The organism is Herminiimonas sp. NPDC097707 (genome assembly GCF_044761395.1).
Taxonomy (GTDB): Bacteria; Pseudomonadota; Gammaproteobacteria; order Burkholderiales; family Burkholderiaceae_D; genus Oxalicibacterium.
Genome location: NZ_JBIWCI010000001.1, coordinates 2,334,174 through 2,349,299 on the forward strand (window position 1 = coordinate 2,334,174; position 15,126 = coordinate 2,349,299).

At 56.7% G+C, this 15,126-nt stretch carries 15 protein-coding genes; 5 read left to right on the forward strand and 10 right to left on the reverse strand.

Annotated elements, in window-relative coordinates; all coding sequences use genetic code 11:
• Window positions 1-122: 122 nt before the first annotated feature.
• The 9 genes from ACIQW9_RS11330 to ACIQW9_RS11370 form a co-directional block, all read right to left on the reverse strand.
• Window positions 123-641, reverse strand: coding sequence for an SET domain-containing protein (locus tag ACIQW9_RS11330; RefSeq protein ID WP_402336709.1), 519 nt, complete (start codon window positions 639-641; stop codon window positions 123-125).
• 153 nt (window positions 642-794) lie between these two features.
• Window positions 795-1,391, reverse strand: coding sequence for a helix-turn-helix domain-containing protein (locus ACIQW9_RS11335; RefSeq protein WP_402336712.1), 597 nt, complete (start codon window positions 1,389-1,391; stop codon window positions 795-797).
• A 39-nt stretch (window positions 1,392-1,430) separates the two neighbouring features.
• A complete protein-coding gene (locus ACIQW9_RS11340) occupies window positions 1,431-2,729 on the reverse strand; it encodes a M20 family metallo-hydrolase (RefSeq protein WP_402336714.1) in 1,299 nt (432 codons plus the stop codon).
• Window positions 2,730-2,739: 10 nt separating this feature from the next.
• Complete coding sequence (locus ACIQW9_RS11345; RefSeq protein ID WP_402336717.1) at window positions 2,740-4,053, reverse strand: amidase; 1,314 nt, start codon at window positions 4,051-4,053, stop codon at window positions 2,740-2,742.
• 12 nt (window positions 4,054-4,065) lie between these two features.
• On the reverse strand, window positions 4,066-4,773 hold the full coding sequence (locus ACIQW9_RS11350; RefSeq protein WP_402336720.1) for an ABC transporter ATP-binding protein: 708 nt from the start codon (window positions 4,771-4,773) through the stop codon (window positions 4,066-4,068).
• On the reverse strand, window positions 4,770-5,561 hold the full coding sequence (locus tag ACIQW9_RS11355; protein ID WP_402338009.1) for an ABC transporter ATP-binding protein: 792 nt from the start codon (window positions 5,559-5,561) through the stop codon (window positions 4,770-4,772). Before ACIQW9_RS11355 ends, ACIQW9_RS11350 begins: the two co-directional genes overlap by 4 nt.
• Window positions 5,562-5,596: 35 nt before the next feature.
• Window positions 5,597-6,763 (reverse strand): branched-chain amino acid ABC transporter permease, encoded by a 1,167-nt coding sequence (locus ACIQW9_RS11360; RefSeq protein WP_402336723.1) that lies wholly within the window; start codon window positions 6,761-6,763, stop codon window positions 5,597-5,599.
• Window position 6,764: 1 nt separating this feature from the next.
• Window positions 6,765-7,694 (reverse strand): branched-chain amino acid ABC transporter permease, encoded by a 930-nt coding sequence (locus ACIQW9_RS11365; protein WP_402336726.1) that lies wholly within the window; start codon window positions 7,692-7,694, stop codon window positions 6,765-6,767.
• 96 nt (window positions 7,695-7,790) lie between these two features.
• On the reverse strand, window positions 7,791-8,963 hold the full coding sequence (locus ACIQW9_RS11370) for a branched-chain amino acid ABC transporter substrate-binding protein (RefSeq protein ID WP_402336729.1): 1,173 nt from the start codon (window positions 8,961-8,963) through the stop codon (window positions 7,791-7,793).
• Window positions 8,964-9,346: 383 nt separating this feature from the next.
• Here ACIQW9_RS11370 and ACIQW9_RS11375 point away from each other — a divergent pair, with 383 nt between their 5' ends.
• Both ACIQW9_RS11375 and ACIQW9_RS11380 read left to right on the forward strand, forming a co-directional pair.
• Window positions 9,347-10,153, forward strand: a complete 807-nt coding sequence (locus tag ACIQW9_RS11375) for a hypothetical protein (RefSeq protein WP_402336732.1) — start codon at window positions 9,347-9,349, stop codon at window positions 10,151-10,153.
• A gap of 63 nt (window positions 10,154-10,216) precedes the next feature.
• On the forward strand, window positions 10,217-10,711 hold the full coding sequence (locus ACIQW9_RS11380) for a GFA family protein (RefSeq protein WP_402336735.1): 495 nt from the start codon (window positions 10,217-10,219) through the stop codon (window positions 10,709-10,711).
• Between the two features lie 81 nt (window positions 10,712-10,792).
• Here the strand turns inward: ACIQW9_RS11380 and gpmA are convergent, their stop codons facing one another.
• Complete coding sequence (gene gpmA / locus ACIQW9_RS11385) at window positions 10,793-11,512, reverse strand: 2,3-diphosphoglycerate-dependent phosphoglycerate mutase (protein ID WP_402336738.1); 720 nt, start codon at window positions 11,510-11,512, stop codon at window positions 10,793-10,795.
• 416 nt (window positions 11,513-11,928) lie between these two features.
• Between gpmA and ACIQW9_RS11390 the strand changes: the two genes are divergently transcribed.
• The 3 genes from ACIQW9_RS11390 to ACIQW9_RS11400 all read left to right on the forward strand — a co-directional run bounded on the left by ACIQW9_RS11390 (window position 11,929) and on the right by ACIQW9_RS11400 (window position 15,110).
• Window positions 11,929-13,641 (forward strand): methyl-accepting chemotaxis protein, encoded by a 1,713-nt coding sequence (locus ACIQW9_RS11390; protein ID WP_402336741.1) that lies wholly within the window; start codon window positions 11,929-11,931, stop codon window positions 13,639-13,641.
• A 199-nt stretch (window positions 13,642-13,840) separates the two neighbouring features.
• On the forward strand, window positions 13,841-14,404 hold the full coding sequence (locus tag ACIQW9_RS11395) for a DUF2242 domain-containing protein (protein WP_402336743.1): 564 nt from the start codon (window positions 13,841-13,843) through the stop codon (window positions 14,402-14,404).
• 202 nt (window positions 14,405-14,606) lie between these two features.
• On the forward strand, window positions 14,607-15,110 hold the full coding sequence (locus ACIQW9_RS11400; protein WP_402336746.1) for a YbaN family protein: 504 nt from the start codon (window positions 14,607-14,609) through the stop codon (window positions 15,108-15,110).
• Window positions 15,111-15,126 lie beyond the last annotated feature (16 nt).

The window sequence follows — 15,126 nt, forward strand, 5'->3', positions numbered from 1 at the left end:
GAAATACAGGGATGTTGAACAAATCTTGCCGCACAAATAGTGCGACGGTGACAGCAGGATTTTTGTTGATTTATTTTTGTGCAAGCGGGTTTTTCGTTGTCACTATTCCCACAAAGCGTTGCTTATTTTGCGAGTGCTTTTTGCGCGCGGTATCTGGCAGAACGTTTCGGCATCAGCATCGATCCACTGCAAGCCGGCGCACCGCAATAACATGCAAATGCGCGCTTGACGGCCGGCGTATGGCGCTCTTCAAAGATCAACGCGTAGTCGTAACTCAGTTCCTCGCCAGCTTCGATTTCCTGCAGCGCATAAATATAGACGCGCCCGTCGTCATGCTCCATGGCTTCGCAGTTGGGCTCGCACGAGTGGTTGATGAAACGCGCTGCGTTGCCGTCCTTGCCGCCATCGATGATGCGGCCATCGTTGAGGCTGAAGAAATAGGTATGGTTAAGCGGGCCTTTGGCATCCGCCCTGTCCAGCGCCTGCTCCCATTGAATCCGCTCGCCCTGATATTCGACTATGCAGGCGCCGGGCGCGATCGTGCTGCGGGCAAAAATGCCGGTGCCGTGGATGGTCGATGTTTTGACTATATATAGTGGCTCAAATGTCGCGTCGGGGGCGCAAACGGGTAGCGTTTTCAATTTGATTCGATTTCGTGTGGAAGTGCAGACAGGAATTTTACCGGGAAGAGATTAAAAGCGGATGAAAATACACGTTGCAGGTCGCAACGGGCAAGGGCAAGAAATATCCGCGCAGCATCTGCAACGGATGCTTGTGTCAGCGCACGAGTGGAATCAAAACGTCGCCGGTGAATTGACCCATAAAACCCGCGCGACATCCTTGCCGACATTGCTGTAGCCGTGCGGCAGGCTGCTTGGAAAGGTAAACGCATCGCCAGGGCCCAGGATGTAGCACTCTTCACCCAGGCGCAGCTCCAGCGTGCCTTCAAGCACATAGCCGACCTCTTCGCCGACATGTTCGATCTGGCCGTCGCTGGCCGTGCCGGGCGCGACGATATGTATATTTGCCTGCAATAATCCGCCGCGCGTCGGCAGCACCAGGCGTTCGAGCGAGATGCCGCCGGTCTTGATCACCGGACGCTCCCCCATACGCAGGATAGGCCCGACCGCCGGACTGTCTTCCGACATCAAGCTGGAAATATTTGTCTCCAGCGCCATCGCCAGCCGGTGCAGCATGGCCAGCGATGGTGTGGCGCTGCCGCGCTCGATTTTGGAGATCAGGCTTTCCGAACATGCCGCCTTCTGCGCCAACTGCAGCAGCGTCAGGCCGGCAACCAGCCTGGCATGACGCAGGCGCAAGCCCAGGCTGGCCGTCGGCGATTTTTTTTCAGGCTGATCTACCCCTGAAGCGGGGATGCGTTTGCTAGTCAATTGGTGATCCGCGTGTCATGTCTGCTGCATGGAAAAATATCATCGGCTGGCCAATTCGACCAAGGTGTAAGCCAGCGCCTGTGCGCCGAGCAGCAAATCTTCCGGCGCAGTTTCTTCGGCAGCATTGTGACTGATTCCCCCTTTGCTTGGCACAAAAATCATCGCCGTCGGGCAGTGATCTGCCAGGTACATCGCATCGTGAAAAGCGCCTGAGGTCAGGTGCAGCGGTGCACCACGCTGTGCCTGCACGCTGGCGCGGGTGCAGGCGCGCTCGATCAGCGTCAGCATAGGTTCCGGAAAGTGCGTAGGCGCACGCGAGAAGAAACATTCGACAGTGATGCTGCCGCGCCACGGAAAATCGGCCGTCGCACCATGCAGCAGTTGTTCAAAGCGATCCAGCACGCTCGCATCGACACAACGCATATCTATCGTGAATTCCACCGTACCGGGAATCGTGTTGACCGAATTCGGCCCAACCTGCCAGCGACCCAAGGTCAGGCGTACATTGCTGGCCGCCTCTTGCGCCGCATGCGCATAGAGTTGCTGGGCGATGCCGACTGCCGCCGCCATCGCATCGCTGCGCTCATCCATAGGCGTAGTGCCTGCATGCGCAGCCATGCCGGTACAGACCACACGAAACCAGCGCACGCTTTGGATACCGTCCACTACACCAAGCGCAGCACCGGCACGCTCCAGCACCGGACCTTGTTCGATATGCAGTTCGACGCAGGAATCCAGCGGCCGGCGCATGGCGCGGCGCGGCACATCGCTGGCTGCCGCCAGGGTTGCATCCAGTGCGGCACCGAAACTGATGCCATTCTGATCCAGCACGGCGCGATACGCAGACAAACGCTCCGGCTCGACGAAGGCGCTGGAGCCCATCGCGCCGGGGCCGAAGCGACTACCCTCTTCATTGGTCCATGCCACCACCTCGATCGCACGACGGGTGCTAATGCCCGCATCGTTCAGAGCGGCGATGACTTCCAGGCCGGCAATCACGCCATATGCGCCATCCAGTTTGCCGCCCACCGGCTGCGTATCGGCATGGCTGCCTGTCAGGACCGGCGGCAGGTCGGTGCTGCCGGGGCGACGGAAAAACAGGTTGGCGCACTCATCGATCTCCACCTCGCAACCGAGGCTGCGCGCCAGTTCGATCAAGTGGCGACGTGCGGCCAGATCTTCAGGCGTCAGGGTTTCGCGCGCCACGCCGCCGTCGGCGCGCCCGCCAAATTGCGCCAGTGCGGCAATCGCGTTTTGCAAACGCTCATTATTGACATGGTCCTGCGCCTGCTCGGCTGCCTGTGTGGCAGCGGTTTTTTGTGTTTGTGCTTGCATCATGCTTTCCTGTTCATTGTTTTTTCGCGAAACTGCGTTCCAGCAAATCGGCTGCCGCCAGTGTTTGTACATCGCCCCAGCGCGGCCCGATCAGCGTGACACCGATCGGCATGCCGCCTGCGCCGGTTCCCAACGGCACGTGCACGCAGGGATTGCCCAGCAGCGTCCACATGCGATTGAAAACAGGGTCGCCGGTCGCTTCCAGCCCGGCCGGTGCTTCGCCTTCCGTACTCGGCGCCAGCAAAATATCGACATCATTGAAAATAGCTGTCAATGCGCAACGCGCTGTTGCCGCCAGTTCCTGCGCAGCAAAATACGCAGTGCCGTCTACCGCACTGCCAGCGGCGATAAATTTTTCAAATGCCTTACTGAAGCCGGTCGGACTGGCCTGCGATTCCGGCGCAAAGGCGAGTGCGGCCTCGAATCCCATGATGGTCATCTGCGCCTCGTTCAATCCTGTACACGCATCCGGCACACTGACATCGCTCAGCCTCGCACCGCTTGCTTCCAGCAGACTTGCCGCGCGCTCCAGCGCCGTGCGCGTCGCCTGACTGGCCCGATCCCAGTGTGGGGTACGGCAAATACCCAGACGCAGGCGCGCAGGTGCGGCAGCAGGCAATGGCGAGAGCGGCAGATGCGACAAGGTGCTGATAAAAAAAGCGGCATCACCGACACTGCGCGCCAACACGCCCACCGTATCCAGACTGGGTGACAGCGGTTTGATGCCGGCCAGCGGCAGCATGCCGAAAGTCGGTTTGTAACCGACCACGCCGCAATACGCAGCAGGCCGCACGATGGAGCCCGCCGTTTGCGTACCGAAGGCCACTGGCACCATGCCGCAGGCAACCGCTGCCGCTGAACCGCTGGAAGAGCCGCCCGGCGTATGCAGCTGCGGCGTACCGTCCGCCTTGTGTGTGCGCTGCGGATTGCAGGTAGCGCCGGGATGGAAGGTCGCAAATTCGGTGGTGACGGTTTTGCCCATGATGACCGCACCAGCGCTGCGGCTGGCCGCAACACAACTTGCATCCATTTGCGGTTGATGAGCAGCATAGATGGGCGAACCGTAGGTGGTCGGCATGTCGACGGTATCCATCAAATCCTTGACGCCTATCGGTACGCCATGCAGCGCGCCTCCGGGAGCCTGCGCGTCGAGCCGGCGCGCCTGGGCGATGGCTTGCGCCGGATCGAAATACTGCCATGCGTGTACCGCCGGTTCGATCTCTTCTATGCGTGCGATGCTGGCGCGCGTTACGGTTTCGGCTGACACTTCGCGGCGTGCCAGCCGCGCGGCCAGATCCTGCAGCGACAAATCCGGGAAATCGTTCATGGCCGTTTCCCCTTAGCCGAAGTAGGCTGCGCGCACATCATCGTTGCTGGCCAGCTCTTCTGCCGTACCTTCGGCCATCACACGACCCTGCGACAGCACATAGCCGTAATGCGAAATGGCCAACGTCTGGCGCGCGTTCTGTTCCACCAGCAGTACGGTGATGCCGAGCGCATTGATACGGCGGATCACATTGAAGTTTTCCTTCACGTACAGCGGCGACAAACCCAGCGACGGCTCATCGATCACCAGCAGTTGCGGTTCGGCCATCAGGCCGCGCCCGATCGACACCATGGCCTGCTCGCCGCCCGACATGGTGCCGGCCAGTTGCGCCGCCCGTTCCTTGAGACGCGGGAAAATTTCATACACGCGCGCCAGCCGTTCACGCACGACCGCACTATTGGTGACGAGGAAGGCGCCGAGCGCCAGATTCTCGGCCACACTCATGCGCGGAAAAACCTTGCGGCCTTCCGGAATGCAGGAGATGCCGCTGGCAATAATGGAATGCGTTTTCTCGCCGGCGAGATTGCGCCCGTTCCACAGGATTTCTCCCTGGCGCGGCGGCGTCAGGCCGAGAATCGAGCGTATCAGCGTGCTCTTGCCGGCGCCGTTGGCGCCGAGGATGCAGGTGATCTTGCCGGGCGCAACTTCGATCGAGACGTCGTGCAATACATTCACTTTGTCGTAACCGGTGGTCAGTCCCTTGACGCTTAAGTTGCTCATTCGTCCTCTCCCAGATAGGCGGTCTGCACATTCGGATCGGCAGTGATTTCCGCGTAAGTACCCTCTGCAATTTTTTTACCGTAGTTGAAAACGATGCAGCGATCGGTAATGCGCTTGATCACATTCATTTCATGTTCGATCAATACCACGGTCAGATTCGACAGCTTGTTGCGCACTTGCAGGATGTCATCCATCAGCGCTTCCGTTTCATCGTGCGTCATGCCGGCCGACGGTTCATCGAGCAGCAACAGGCGCGGCTCGCTCAACAATGCACGACAGACTTCGATGCGGCGTCGGTCGATCATGCTGAAAGTCTCCACCGGCTCGAACATGCGCGCCACCAGCGGCGGACTGAAGATATTCAGCAGCGCTTCGACCTTGGCGACATAGGCGTCGTACTCGGCACGGAAAGCCTTGCGGCGGAACAGATTGAAAAACAGGCCGTGCTGCATGTGCTGGTAATCGCCGATGACGATATTGTCGAACACCGTCAGCGGCAGAGACAAACGCGAACGCTGGAAGGTGCGCGCCACGCCGCTGCGATAGATTTCCTGCGGCGTCTGGCCGATGACTTCGCGCCCCTGATACGTGATGCTGCCACTGCTGGCCTTGTACAAACCCGTTAGCACATTGAAGAAGGTCGTCTTGCCGGAACCGTTGGGGCCCAGCAGACCGAGCACTTCGCCTTCGACGATGTGCAGATTGAGCTGGTCGAGTGCGGTCAGGCCGCCGAAGCGCATGGTCAGGTCGCGCGCGCTGACCAGACTGGTAGCGGCCGATCCCCCCATGCTTGCTGCATTCATTTCCGTTTCCATGATCGCGCTCATTGTGCCGCCCTCCGGCTAAAGAAAAGACGCGTCTTGCGCGGCAGCAGCCCGTCAGGACGGAACAGCAGAATGGCGATCACCAGTACTGCATACAACAACACCCGGTATTCCTGAATGAATTGCAGTTTTTCCGGCAGCATCAAGACGATAATCGCCGCAGGAATCAGGCCGATGACATTGCCGAGACCACCCAAAATCGTGATCGACAGCAGCAGCAGTGAATCGGCAAACGTGAAATTGTTCGGCGCGACAAAACCAACCATCATGCCGTACACGCTGCCAGCAACGCCGGCGAACAAATTGCCCAGCGTGAAGGCAATCACTTTCCAGCGCACGATATGCAGGCCGAAAGTGGAGGCTGCGGTTTCATCGGTGCGCACGACATCCATGCTCAAGCCCACCCACGAACGCTCCAGGGCCTTGACCAGCACGAAGACGCAGACAAACAGCAGCAAACTCAACAGGACGTAATTGACATAGAACGAAAATTCGACGCCGAACAGGATGAAGTTGCTGTTGAAGGCATGGCCGAACAAAGTCATCCCCGGCACTTGCAAACCTTGCGGTCCGCCCAGCACGTCGTTGACCTCAAGGAAGGTTTTGAACAGAATGCCGAACGCGATCGTGACCAGGGCTGCATAGTGACCACGCGTGCGCAATACCGGCCAGATCAGGATCGAACCGATGACGGCCGCAACAATGCCGGAAATGGCAATCGTCACCAGCGTTGGCAAACCGGTATGCGTGGCCAGCACGGCCGTGGTGTAACTGCCGATCCCGAAGAAGGCAGCCCCGGCAAAATTACTCACCCCGGAAAAACCGAATTGCACGGTTAACCCCATACAGGCTGTCGCATACAGCAGGACGCCGCCTATCATCAGCAACACAAAATGGCTGTCGTAAAATGCCGCCACCAGCGCCAGCGCAGCGAGCAGCGACCAGGCACGCGCCAGACCAGGCCGGCTTGCTGCCGCCTCTTCTATGCGCCCCACCGTGCCGAGTTTTTTCCCCAGCAGGGTCAGCCCCAGCGCCACGATAATCAGCACACCCACCGCCAATTGCGATTCCGCATGCAGGAACAACCACATGTAGACGGTGATTCCCAGCGTCGCAAGCGTCAGCACCAGCGCTGCCGGTTTCTTCTTCAATTCAATATCGTTCATATCAGACCCGTTCGCTTGATTTTTCGGCAATCAGCCCGGTTGGTTTCCAGGCCATCAGAATAATGACGACCGCAAATGCGAAGACGTCCTTGTAGGCACTCGGAATATTCGGGATCAGCGCCGGCAGGGTTGCACTACCTAATACCTGCAGACCGGCAAACAGGAAGCCGCCGATGATCGCGCCGTAAATATTGCCCAGGCCACCGAGAATCGCCGCCGCAAATCCGATCACGCCCAACAGCAAACCGACGTTGAAATTGATCTCGTTGTAATACAGTCCGTTCATCACGCCAGCCAGTGCGGCCATACCGGAACCGAGTGCAAACGTCAGCAGCACGACGGCTTCAAAATTGATACCCATCAGACGTGCCGTTTCGCCATCCTGCGCCACCGCGCGTATCGCCATGCCGAGACGAGTGCGGGTAATCAGGAAGTGCACACCCGCAATGATGGCCAGGCCGCTTAGCAGAAGAATCACATTGTCCGCACGCAAGGCGAAGCCGCCGAGATCGATCGAATCGGTCGGCAACAAGGAAGGAAATGGCTGGGAATTCGAGCCATCCGGATAAAACAAACGCACTGCTTCGCGCATGATCGTACCCAACATCAGCGTCGCCAGCAGGGTATTCAATGGCGGCGCCTTATGCAGCGGCAGCACCAGCCATTTGGCAATCGCCGCGCCCAGCAATCCTGTCACGCATACTGCCGCCAGCACGACTGCCAGCAAGCGTATCCAGGGAGAAGCTATGTCCAGCATCAGCACGCCGGTCGATGCGGCAAGACCGGCAAAGGCACCAACCATCAAGGTATCGCCGTGCGAAAACTGGATGACATCCAGTACTCCAAAAAACAAGGTAAAACCGACTGCGACCATGGCGTAAATCATGCCCAGCATCAGTCCATTGAACACATATTGACCGACTACACTCATCGCTCTCTCCGTTTGGCTCTCATCAAGCTGCAGGCCAGGCGCACGCCCGGCCTGCAGCTTCGTGCTTACTTCAGATCCGCCTTATTTGGCAGACGATTATTTGCCGGCCAATTTGCGCTTGCCGCTGGCATAGCTGCTGTCTTCCCAGATTGTCCACTTGCCATCTTCGACCACATACTTGGTCACCAGCGGCACAATGTTTTGACGGTGATCATCGAAAGTCACCTTGCCAATCAGGGTGTCGACATCCTTGGTCTTGTTCAGCACATCGCGCACTTTCTTGCGATCCGGGCCGACTTTTTCCACTGCGTCCATGATCAAGTTAGCAGCAGCATAGGAAAACGTGCCGTACGCTTCAGGCGGTTCGCTGTACTTTTGCTTTTGATATTGCGCAGTGAAGTACAAACCGCCTGGAATTTTTTCCCACGGAGCGCCCTCGATGAATGCCAGCGATCCTTCGGCCAGCTTCTCGCCTACACCCAGAATGTATGAGTCGGACTTGATGCCGGAAGTACCTTCAAACTGTGCCTTGATACCCAGCTTTTCCATCTGCGTACGGATACGCACGCCCAATGGAGTCAGCCCGCCAAAGTACACAACATCAGGTTTCAATTCGCGTATCTTGGTCAGCTCGGTGCTGAAATCCTGCTGATCCGCAGTCACGCCAAAGGTGCCGAGCACGGTGGCACCGTTCTTTTTCAGGAATTCCGAGAAGTACTTGTTATGACCCTTGCCGTAGTCGGTAGTGTCATGAATGATGGCGAACTTCTTGTAGCCCTGATCCGTCATGAACTTGGCAGCCACGTCACTTTGATTGATCATCGTGCCGTTGATGCGATGCACTTCCTTGAAGTCGTTGCCATAAGTGATTTCCGGCAGTACCGCACCCCACACCACGACCGGCAAACCGAAGCGGTTATAGACAGCTACCGTACCCATCGCGACTGCAGAGCAGAAATGTGTGACGCCGGCGATGATGCTTTTATCGGCAGCAATCTTGGTTGCCACCTGCACGCCGACATTCGGACGGCACTCATCATCCTGGGACACCAGTTGATAGGTATATTTTGCTTTCGGGTCAGCATTACGCAGGCGCACTGCCAGATCGGCAGAATTGCGCCCGCCCAAACCGATGGAAGAAGTGCCGCCAGTCAACGGACCGACAAATGCAATCTTCACGACATCCTTGGCCGAAGCCGGTGCCAGCAAACTCAGGCCCAAGGCTGCGCCCAGCGCTGCTGTCTTTAATACAGTATTGATATTGCCCATTTTTTTGATCTCCTTCGAGAATAAACCGTCGGTTAAAATTCACGTTACTTGAATGCAAACTTATAAGTGTCATTTAGTTCAAGTAACTTGAATATAACTCTGCAACATCTATGCCAACTGGAAAATAAAGAAAATAGCTACAAACTGTGTGGTTTTTGGTAAACCTCCACAACACCGCAGAAAAATGCAAGAAAAAGGGGCTGTCCTGCACTGAATGCGGGCACCTGCCGAATCGCCAAACAGCAGCGCCTTGCGCCAGTGCCCGCGTTGCCTGGTCCATGAAGACCGGCCGCTACGATGTGCGCATGCTGCTGCGTCAACCACCAGGCAAGCAAAAATCTGCCGCAAGTTCATAATGGCAGCTGTTTTCCTGGTTGTAGAAGATGAAGTCCATTCCCATTCTTGCCAACATGCGCGCCCGCACTGCCATCGGCATCGGGCTCTCCCTGCTGATACATGCGCTGATCCTGTTCTTTGCCATGGATCGTGCAGACGTGCGCGTGGCAGAAACCGGCGACTCCCCGACCGCGCCGCTGACGGTCAACCTGATCGCGCAAGCGCCGTCGCCCAAGCCGGCAGCATCGACGATTGCACCGCCGCCGGCGCAAAAAACCGAAAGCAAGAAACCGGCGCAGAAAAAATCCGGCACTGCCAAGGCGGAACAGGCCAAACGTGCCCAGCCGCCACCACCGCCTTCGCCAAAATCGACTGCCACTGCACTACTGCCGCCTGACATGACGGATATGCTGAATGCCGCGCGCGAACGACGTCGTGCCGCCGGCATACAGGAACCGGACAACAGCGTCAGCCCGCCTGCGGACGACAATGCCATCGCGCGCGCCAATATTGCCGAACTGATGCAACAGCAGTCACGCGGCCGCAATGAATCCGGCGGCGTGTTTCAAGTCACTTACAAGGGTGTGCGCAGTGCAGAATTTATCTTTCGCGGCTGGGATTTGCGCCGCCGCACGAATTCGCGGCAGCTGATTCTGGTCGATGCAGGACCGAATGTGGATATCGAGACGGCCATCGTGCGCCGCATGATAGAACTGATACGCCAATATGAAAAAGGCGACTTCCAATGGAACTCGCCGCGGATCGGGCGCGTCGTAACCTTGTCGGCCCGCCCGCAGGATAGCGCGGAACTGGAAGATTTCCTGAAGCGGGATTTCTTTGACGTCCGCCGCTGATCCGCACCCAGGCATGTCAGATGAATGAGTGAGCGTGTCCGCGTTCCATCACAAGGAGGCTGTATGCAACTTGAAGGATCCTGCCATTGCGGCGCCGTGCATTTTTCCCTGCACAGCGCCACACCTTATCCCTATCAGCGCTGTTACTGCTCGATCTGCCGCAAGACGCAGGGCGGCGGCGGATATGCGATCAATCTGGGCGGTGATGCAGCCAGCCTGAAGGTCAGGGGTGCCGATGAGGTCAGCGTTTACCATGCAAAATTAAAAGGTCCGGGCGAACAGCGCACGCATACCAGCACGGGTGAACGACATTTTTGCCGGCGTTGCGGCAGCGCCTTGTGGCTATACGATCCGACATGGCCCGAGCTGGTACACCCGTTTGCTTCCGCCATCGACACGCCCCTGCCGACGCCACCCGAGCATACGCACCTGATGCTCGAATTCAAGGCACCGTGGGTCGAGCTCAATGCAGCGGAAAAAGACAAGCAGTTCAATATTTATCCGGAAGAGTCGATTGCTGAATGGCATGAGCGCCTGGGACTGGGCAAACCGGATTGACTACAGAATGGATCAAGACCAATAAAAAAACCGCGACCTTGATCGCGGTTTTTTATTTGAGGAACAAGGCAATCGCGAGAGTTACAGAATCGCCGACACTTCCGGGTGCGGAATACTCATCGAGCTGCGGGACAGCACCCGCAAGTCAGTATCCAGTTTGTATACCAGCGGCACGCTGTTCGGCACGTCGAAGCGCGCCACTTCTTCTTCCGACATATCTTCCAGCAACTTAACCAGCGCGCGCTGGCTATTGCCATGCGAAGAAATGATCACGTTCTTGTCCTGCTTCAAGGCCGGCACGATGACCTCATCCCAGAATACGCGTACGCGCTCCACGGTTTCCTTCAGCGATTCGCCGAGCGGCAGATAGTCGCGTGGAATACCCTGGTAACGCGGCTCGCGCCACGGTGCGCGCGGATCGTCGGCATCCATCAGCGGCGGCTGGCTGTCGAAGCCGCGGCGCCATTTCCACACCTGTTCTTCGCCAAATCTAGCGATGGTTTCTGCACGGTTCTGACCGGTCAGTGCGCCGTAATGCCGTTCGTTAAGGCGCCAGTGACTGATGACGGGGATATACATCGCATCCATCTCGTCCAGCATCAACCACTGTGAACGGATGGTTCTTTTCAGCATCGAGGTGAGGGCAAGATCGAAGTGGAATCCGGCTTCGGCCAGCGCGCGACCGGCATTACGTGCCTGTTGAATGCCATTGGCGGTCAAATCGATATCGGTCCAGCCAGTAAAGCGGTTTTCCCTGTTCCACTGTGATTCGCCATGGCGAACAATCACCAGATTACCCATTACTTTTTCTCATGTTAAAGCGACAAAGCATGAAGATTAACTGAGTTTCAAGAATGATGACGTGCAAGATCGAACATTGCAGCTCAAAAAGTTAAGAAAGTGACAGCCACTTTTTCAAAGAATTCACACTTTTGTCACATATACCCCACAGCCACATATAGCCAATTCATGTGAATTGGCGCTTAATGACAACATCAGTTTTATTTCAACAAGGAAACTTTTTACGCTCACTTCCCCTCAAAAATATGGGTCTTTGCATTGAAATACCTCTGGTACCCGGAGTCGCCACCAACTCCAGCCTGATCAGTAATGAGAACCATGCTTCACTTTTGCCGGCCACAAGGCCGGACGCTGTTTACGTACGCTTTCGCATACATCAACTGGCATTTAACAGGAGCAAGGATATGTTTAAAAACATGACTGTAGGGACCAAGCTGATTTCCAGTTTCTTGATTTTGTCGGTAGCCGGCGCCATCGTTGCCGGCATCGGCATATACAACATGGGCCGAATCAACGACAAGGCCGGCGACATCTATAACAAGGAGTTATTGGGCTTGTCTTATATCAAGGAAGTCAATATCAACCTGCTTTTCATTGGTCGTGCGCGCGGCAATGTCTTGCTATCGACGACAGAAGAAGAACGCACACTGAATAAAGAAAATATCAAAAAGTATCTAGTCTCCGCCAAAGAGAATCTGGAAAAAGCCCGTCCACTCTTTTTCAGCGATAGAGCCAAAGCGCTGTTTGAACAATACGCAAGCGTTTCGCAAAATTATGAAAAGGAAATGTGGCAGGCATTGACGCTGGCAGATAAAGAACCGCTACAACAGCGCAGTGCAGAATTAACTGCCAGCATGGCGCAAACCCGCGTACACGCGAATACGCTGGGCGATGTAGTGGCAGAATTGTCCAAGCAAAAAGAGGCGCGCGCTGCAGAGGCGTATGTAGAAACCGAACAACTGTATGATTCCAGCCGCGCATTCATGGTCTTGCTGGTGATCTTGAGTGCCTTTTCGGGCATCCTCCTGGGCGTACTGATTACACGCAACTTGAAACACCAGTTAGGTGGCGAGCCGAATTATGCAGCTGGCGTTGCGTCGCGCATTGCAGCCGGCGATCTGACAGTCGCCATCGATTTACGCCCCAAGGATCAAGACAGTATGTTGTTCGCGATGCGCGAGATGCGCGACAGTCTGGCCAGCATAGTCAGCCAGGTCAGAACCGGCACCGACACCATCACCACCGCATCGGGACAAATTGCGGCAGGCAATCTGGATCTATCGGCCCGCACGGAAGAACAGGCAAGCGCGCTGGAAGAAACCGCTTCTTCGATGGAGGAAATCACGTCCACCGTCAAACAGAATGCAGAAAATTCGCAACAGGCCAGCACACTCGCAGTCCATGCCTCCAGTACTGCGGTACGTGGCGGCGCAGTGGTTTCGCAAGTTGTCGATACGATGGGATCGATTACCGAGTCTTCCAGAAAAATCGTGGACATCATCGGCGTCATCGACGGCATCGCATTCCAGACCAATATTCTGGCGCTGAATGCGGCGGTGGAAGCCGCACGTGCCGGCGAACAGGGACGCGGCTTTGCGGTGGTGGCATCTGAAGTGCGCAGCCTGGCACAACGCTCCGCTTCGGCGGCAAAGGAAATCAAGCAGCTGATCGGCGACTCTGTCGAGAAGGTTGATGCCGGCAGCAAACTGGTGGAACAGGCCGGTACCACGATGAAAGAGATCGTCGATGGCATCCAGCGTGTCGCCGACATCATGACTGACATTACTGCGGCAGGCCGTGAGCAAAGCGCCGGGATTGAACAGGTCAATCAGGCCATCACGCAAATGGATGAGGTAACGCAACAAAATGCGGCGCTGGTGGAAGAAGCGGCCGCAGCATCGCAATCGCTGCAGGATCAAGCCACCCATCTTTCTGAAGTAGTCAGTGTGTTCAAGCTCGACAATGCGCAAATCCAGGCAGCGGATGCAGGCAAACCCGCGACGGCTCGCTCACATGCAAAGGTCAATCCGGCGCCGCGCACGATTGCAAACAAAGCTGCACCGGCCGCATCGCAAAAGATCTCCTTCGCGAATGCAGGTAGCAACAGCAACGATTGGACGGAATTTTAACCCCCCTCCCGTTGCTCTCCGCGGCATCAAAAAAACCCCGGCTCTGCCGGGTTTTTTTCGGCTTGGTAATTTGCAAACACTTGACGATTGCACCCTGAACGCAGGCAAACAGGAAATTAAATGGAATTTTTACCTGATGGGCTTGTCCACACATGGCGTATTGCCACGCATACGCACTCAAACAGATAAAATCCACCTTATGCAATTCAGTTATCGCGCCCTGTTCATGCAGGCAGCATTTTTTATGCTTCTTACCGGCTGTGCCGGCCCCAAACCCATCGTCTACACGGAGGAGAAGTTCGACTCGGCCGACATTTATACGCGTCGTTTCCCGGTATCCGCCTATGCTGCCTGCGAAGCGGCGCGGCGCGCCTTGCTCAGCCAGGGTTATATCATCAGCGCCGCCAATGCCAATCAGGTCGATGGCCGCAAGAGTTTTCAACCGGAAAACGATGTGCACGTACAGATCGCATTCCGCGTAGTGTGTGCGGCGGATAATCTGGGTGACAATGTCGCTTCGATATTTGTGAATGCACTGGAAGATCGTTATGCGCTGAAAAAGGTCAACAATTCAGCCAGCCTCGGGGTGGGTGCGCTCGGTTCAGTATCGCTGCCTTTTTCATCGAGCGATGACTCGCTGGTCAAAGTCGCCAGTGAAACCATTTCCGCAGAACCATTCTATGCGCGCTTCTACCAGCTGGTTGAACGTTATCTGACCAACGAAGCAACGCTGAACACGGAATTGCTTGAATTGCCACGTTGAGAGAAATTGCTTCTTTGCGCATCAGCAGGCCGGCACAGCGCAGCGAAATACACGGCTCTGCTGCGCTTGCTGAACGCGACTCCCATTGCCTCAATGAATACCGGCCGAAGTTTGGCGCACCGTTGCAAAGACGGGTATTCTTGCCGTCATCCACGCGTCAATAGAAGAGATGGCATGCTCCAGCACGATTACATTACCCCTTATGCACCCGCGATCCATGCGCGACCAGGCATCTTCGCTGCTTGCCCGCATGCGTCCTGAGCACACCGGTGCAGGGGCCATCCGTCCCATCGCCAAGCAGCCCCGATCCCGCGTCGCTAGACTGCTGTACGGTCTGGCTGGCGGACTGGCCTTGTTGCTGGGCGTGCTCGGCATTTTCCTGCCCGGCCTGCCGACTACGCCTTTTGTTTTGCTGGCGGCAGCCTGTTTCGCCAAGGCCTCGCCACGTGTGCATCGCTGGATGCTGCAGCATCGTCTGCTCGGACCGGTGCTGCGCAACTGGGAACGGCATCGCAGTCTCACGCGCGGCACCAAATACGTGGCCGTGGGCACGATGATGCTGACCATTTCTTTTTCGGTCTGGGCTTTCTCCGACCGGCCGTGGGTACAGGGCGCACTGCTGCTGCTCGGCGCCATAGGCGCACTGGTCGTGCTGCGCATACCGACACGCGCCGATATCAAGACGCAAAACCGGCAACTGAAATAAAAAAGCGCATCGTGCC

What these genes read in the sequence shown, in the direction of transcription:
- ACIQW9_RS11345 (WP_402336717.1), bottom strand. Translation starts at nt 4,053, where the DNA reads ATGAACGATTTCCCGGATTTGTCGCTGCAGGATCTGGCCGCGCGGCTG.
- ACIQW9_RS11340 (WP_402336714.1), bottom strand. Translation starts at nt 2,729, where the DNA reads ATGATGCAAGCACAAACACAAAAAACCGCTGCCACACAGGCAGCCGAG.
- gpmA (WP_402336738.1), bottom strand. Translation starts at nt 11,512, where the DNA reads ATGGGTAATCTGGTGATTGTTCGCCATGGCGAATCACAGTGGAACAGG.
- ACIQW9_RS11370 (WP_402336729.1), bottom strand. Translation starts at nt 8,963, where the DNA reads ATGGGCAATATCAATACTGTATTAAAGACAGCAGCGCTGGGCGCAGCC.
- ACIQW9_RS11380 (WP_402336735.1), top strand. Translation starts at nt 10,217, where the DNA reads ATGCAACTTGAAGGATCCTGCCATTGCGGCGCCGTGCATTTTTCCCTG.
- ACIQW9_RS11395 (WP_402336743.1), top strand. Translation starts at nt 13,841, where the DNA reads ATGCAATTCAGTTATCGCGCCCTGTTCATGCAGGCAGCATTTTTTATG.
- ACIQW9_RS11360 (WP_402336723.1), bottom strand. Translation starts at nt 6,763, where the DNA reads ATGAACGATATTGAATTGAAGAAGAAACCGGCAGCGCTGGTGCTGACG.
- ACIQW9_RS11375 (WP_402336732.1), top strand. Translation starts at nt 9,347, where the DNA reads ATGAAGTCCATTCCCATTCTTGCCAACATGCGCGCCCGCACTGCCATC.
- ACIQW9_RS11390 (WP_402336741.1), top strand. Translation starts at nt 11,929, where the DNA reads ATGACTGTAGGGACCAAGCTGATTTCCAGTTTCTTGATTTTGTCGGTA.
- ACIQW9_RS11365 (WP_402336726.1), bottom strand. Translation starts at nt 7,694, where the DNA reads ATGAGTGTAGTCGGTCAATATGTGTTCAATGGACTGATGCTGGGCATG.
- ACIQW9_RS11400 (WP_402336746.1), top strand. Translation starts at nt 14,607, where the DNA reads ATGCACCCGCGATCCATGCGCGACCAGGCATCTTCGCTGCTTGCCCGC.
- ACIQW9_RS11350 (WP_402336720.1), bottom strand. Translation starts at nt 4,773, where the DNA reads ATGAGCAACTTAAGCGTCAAGGGACTGACCACCGGTTACGACAAAGTG.
- ACIQW9_RS11355 (WP_402338009.1), bottom strand. Translation starts at nt 5,561, where the DNA reads ATGGGGGGATCGGCCGCTACCAGTCTGGTCAGCGCGCGCGACCTGACC.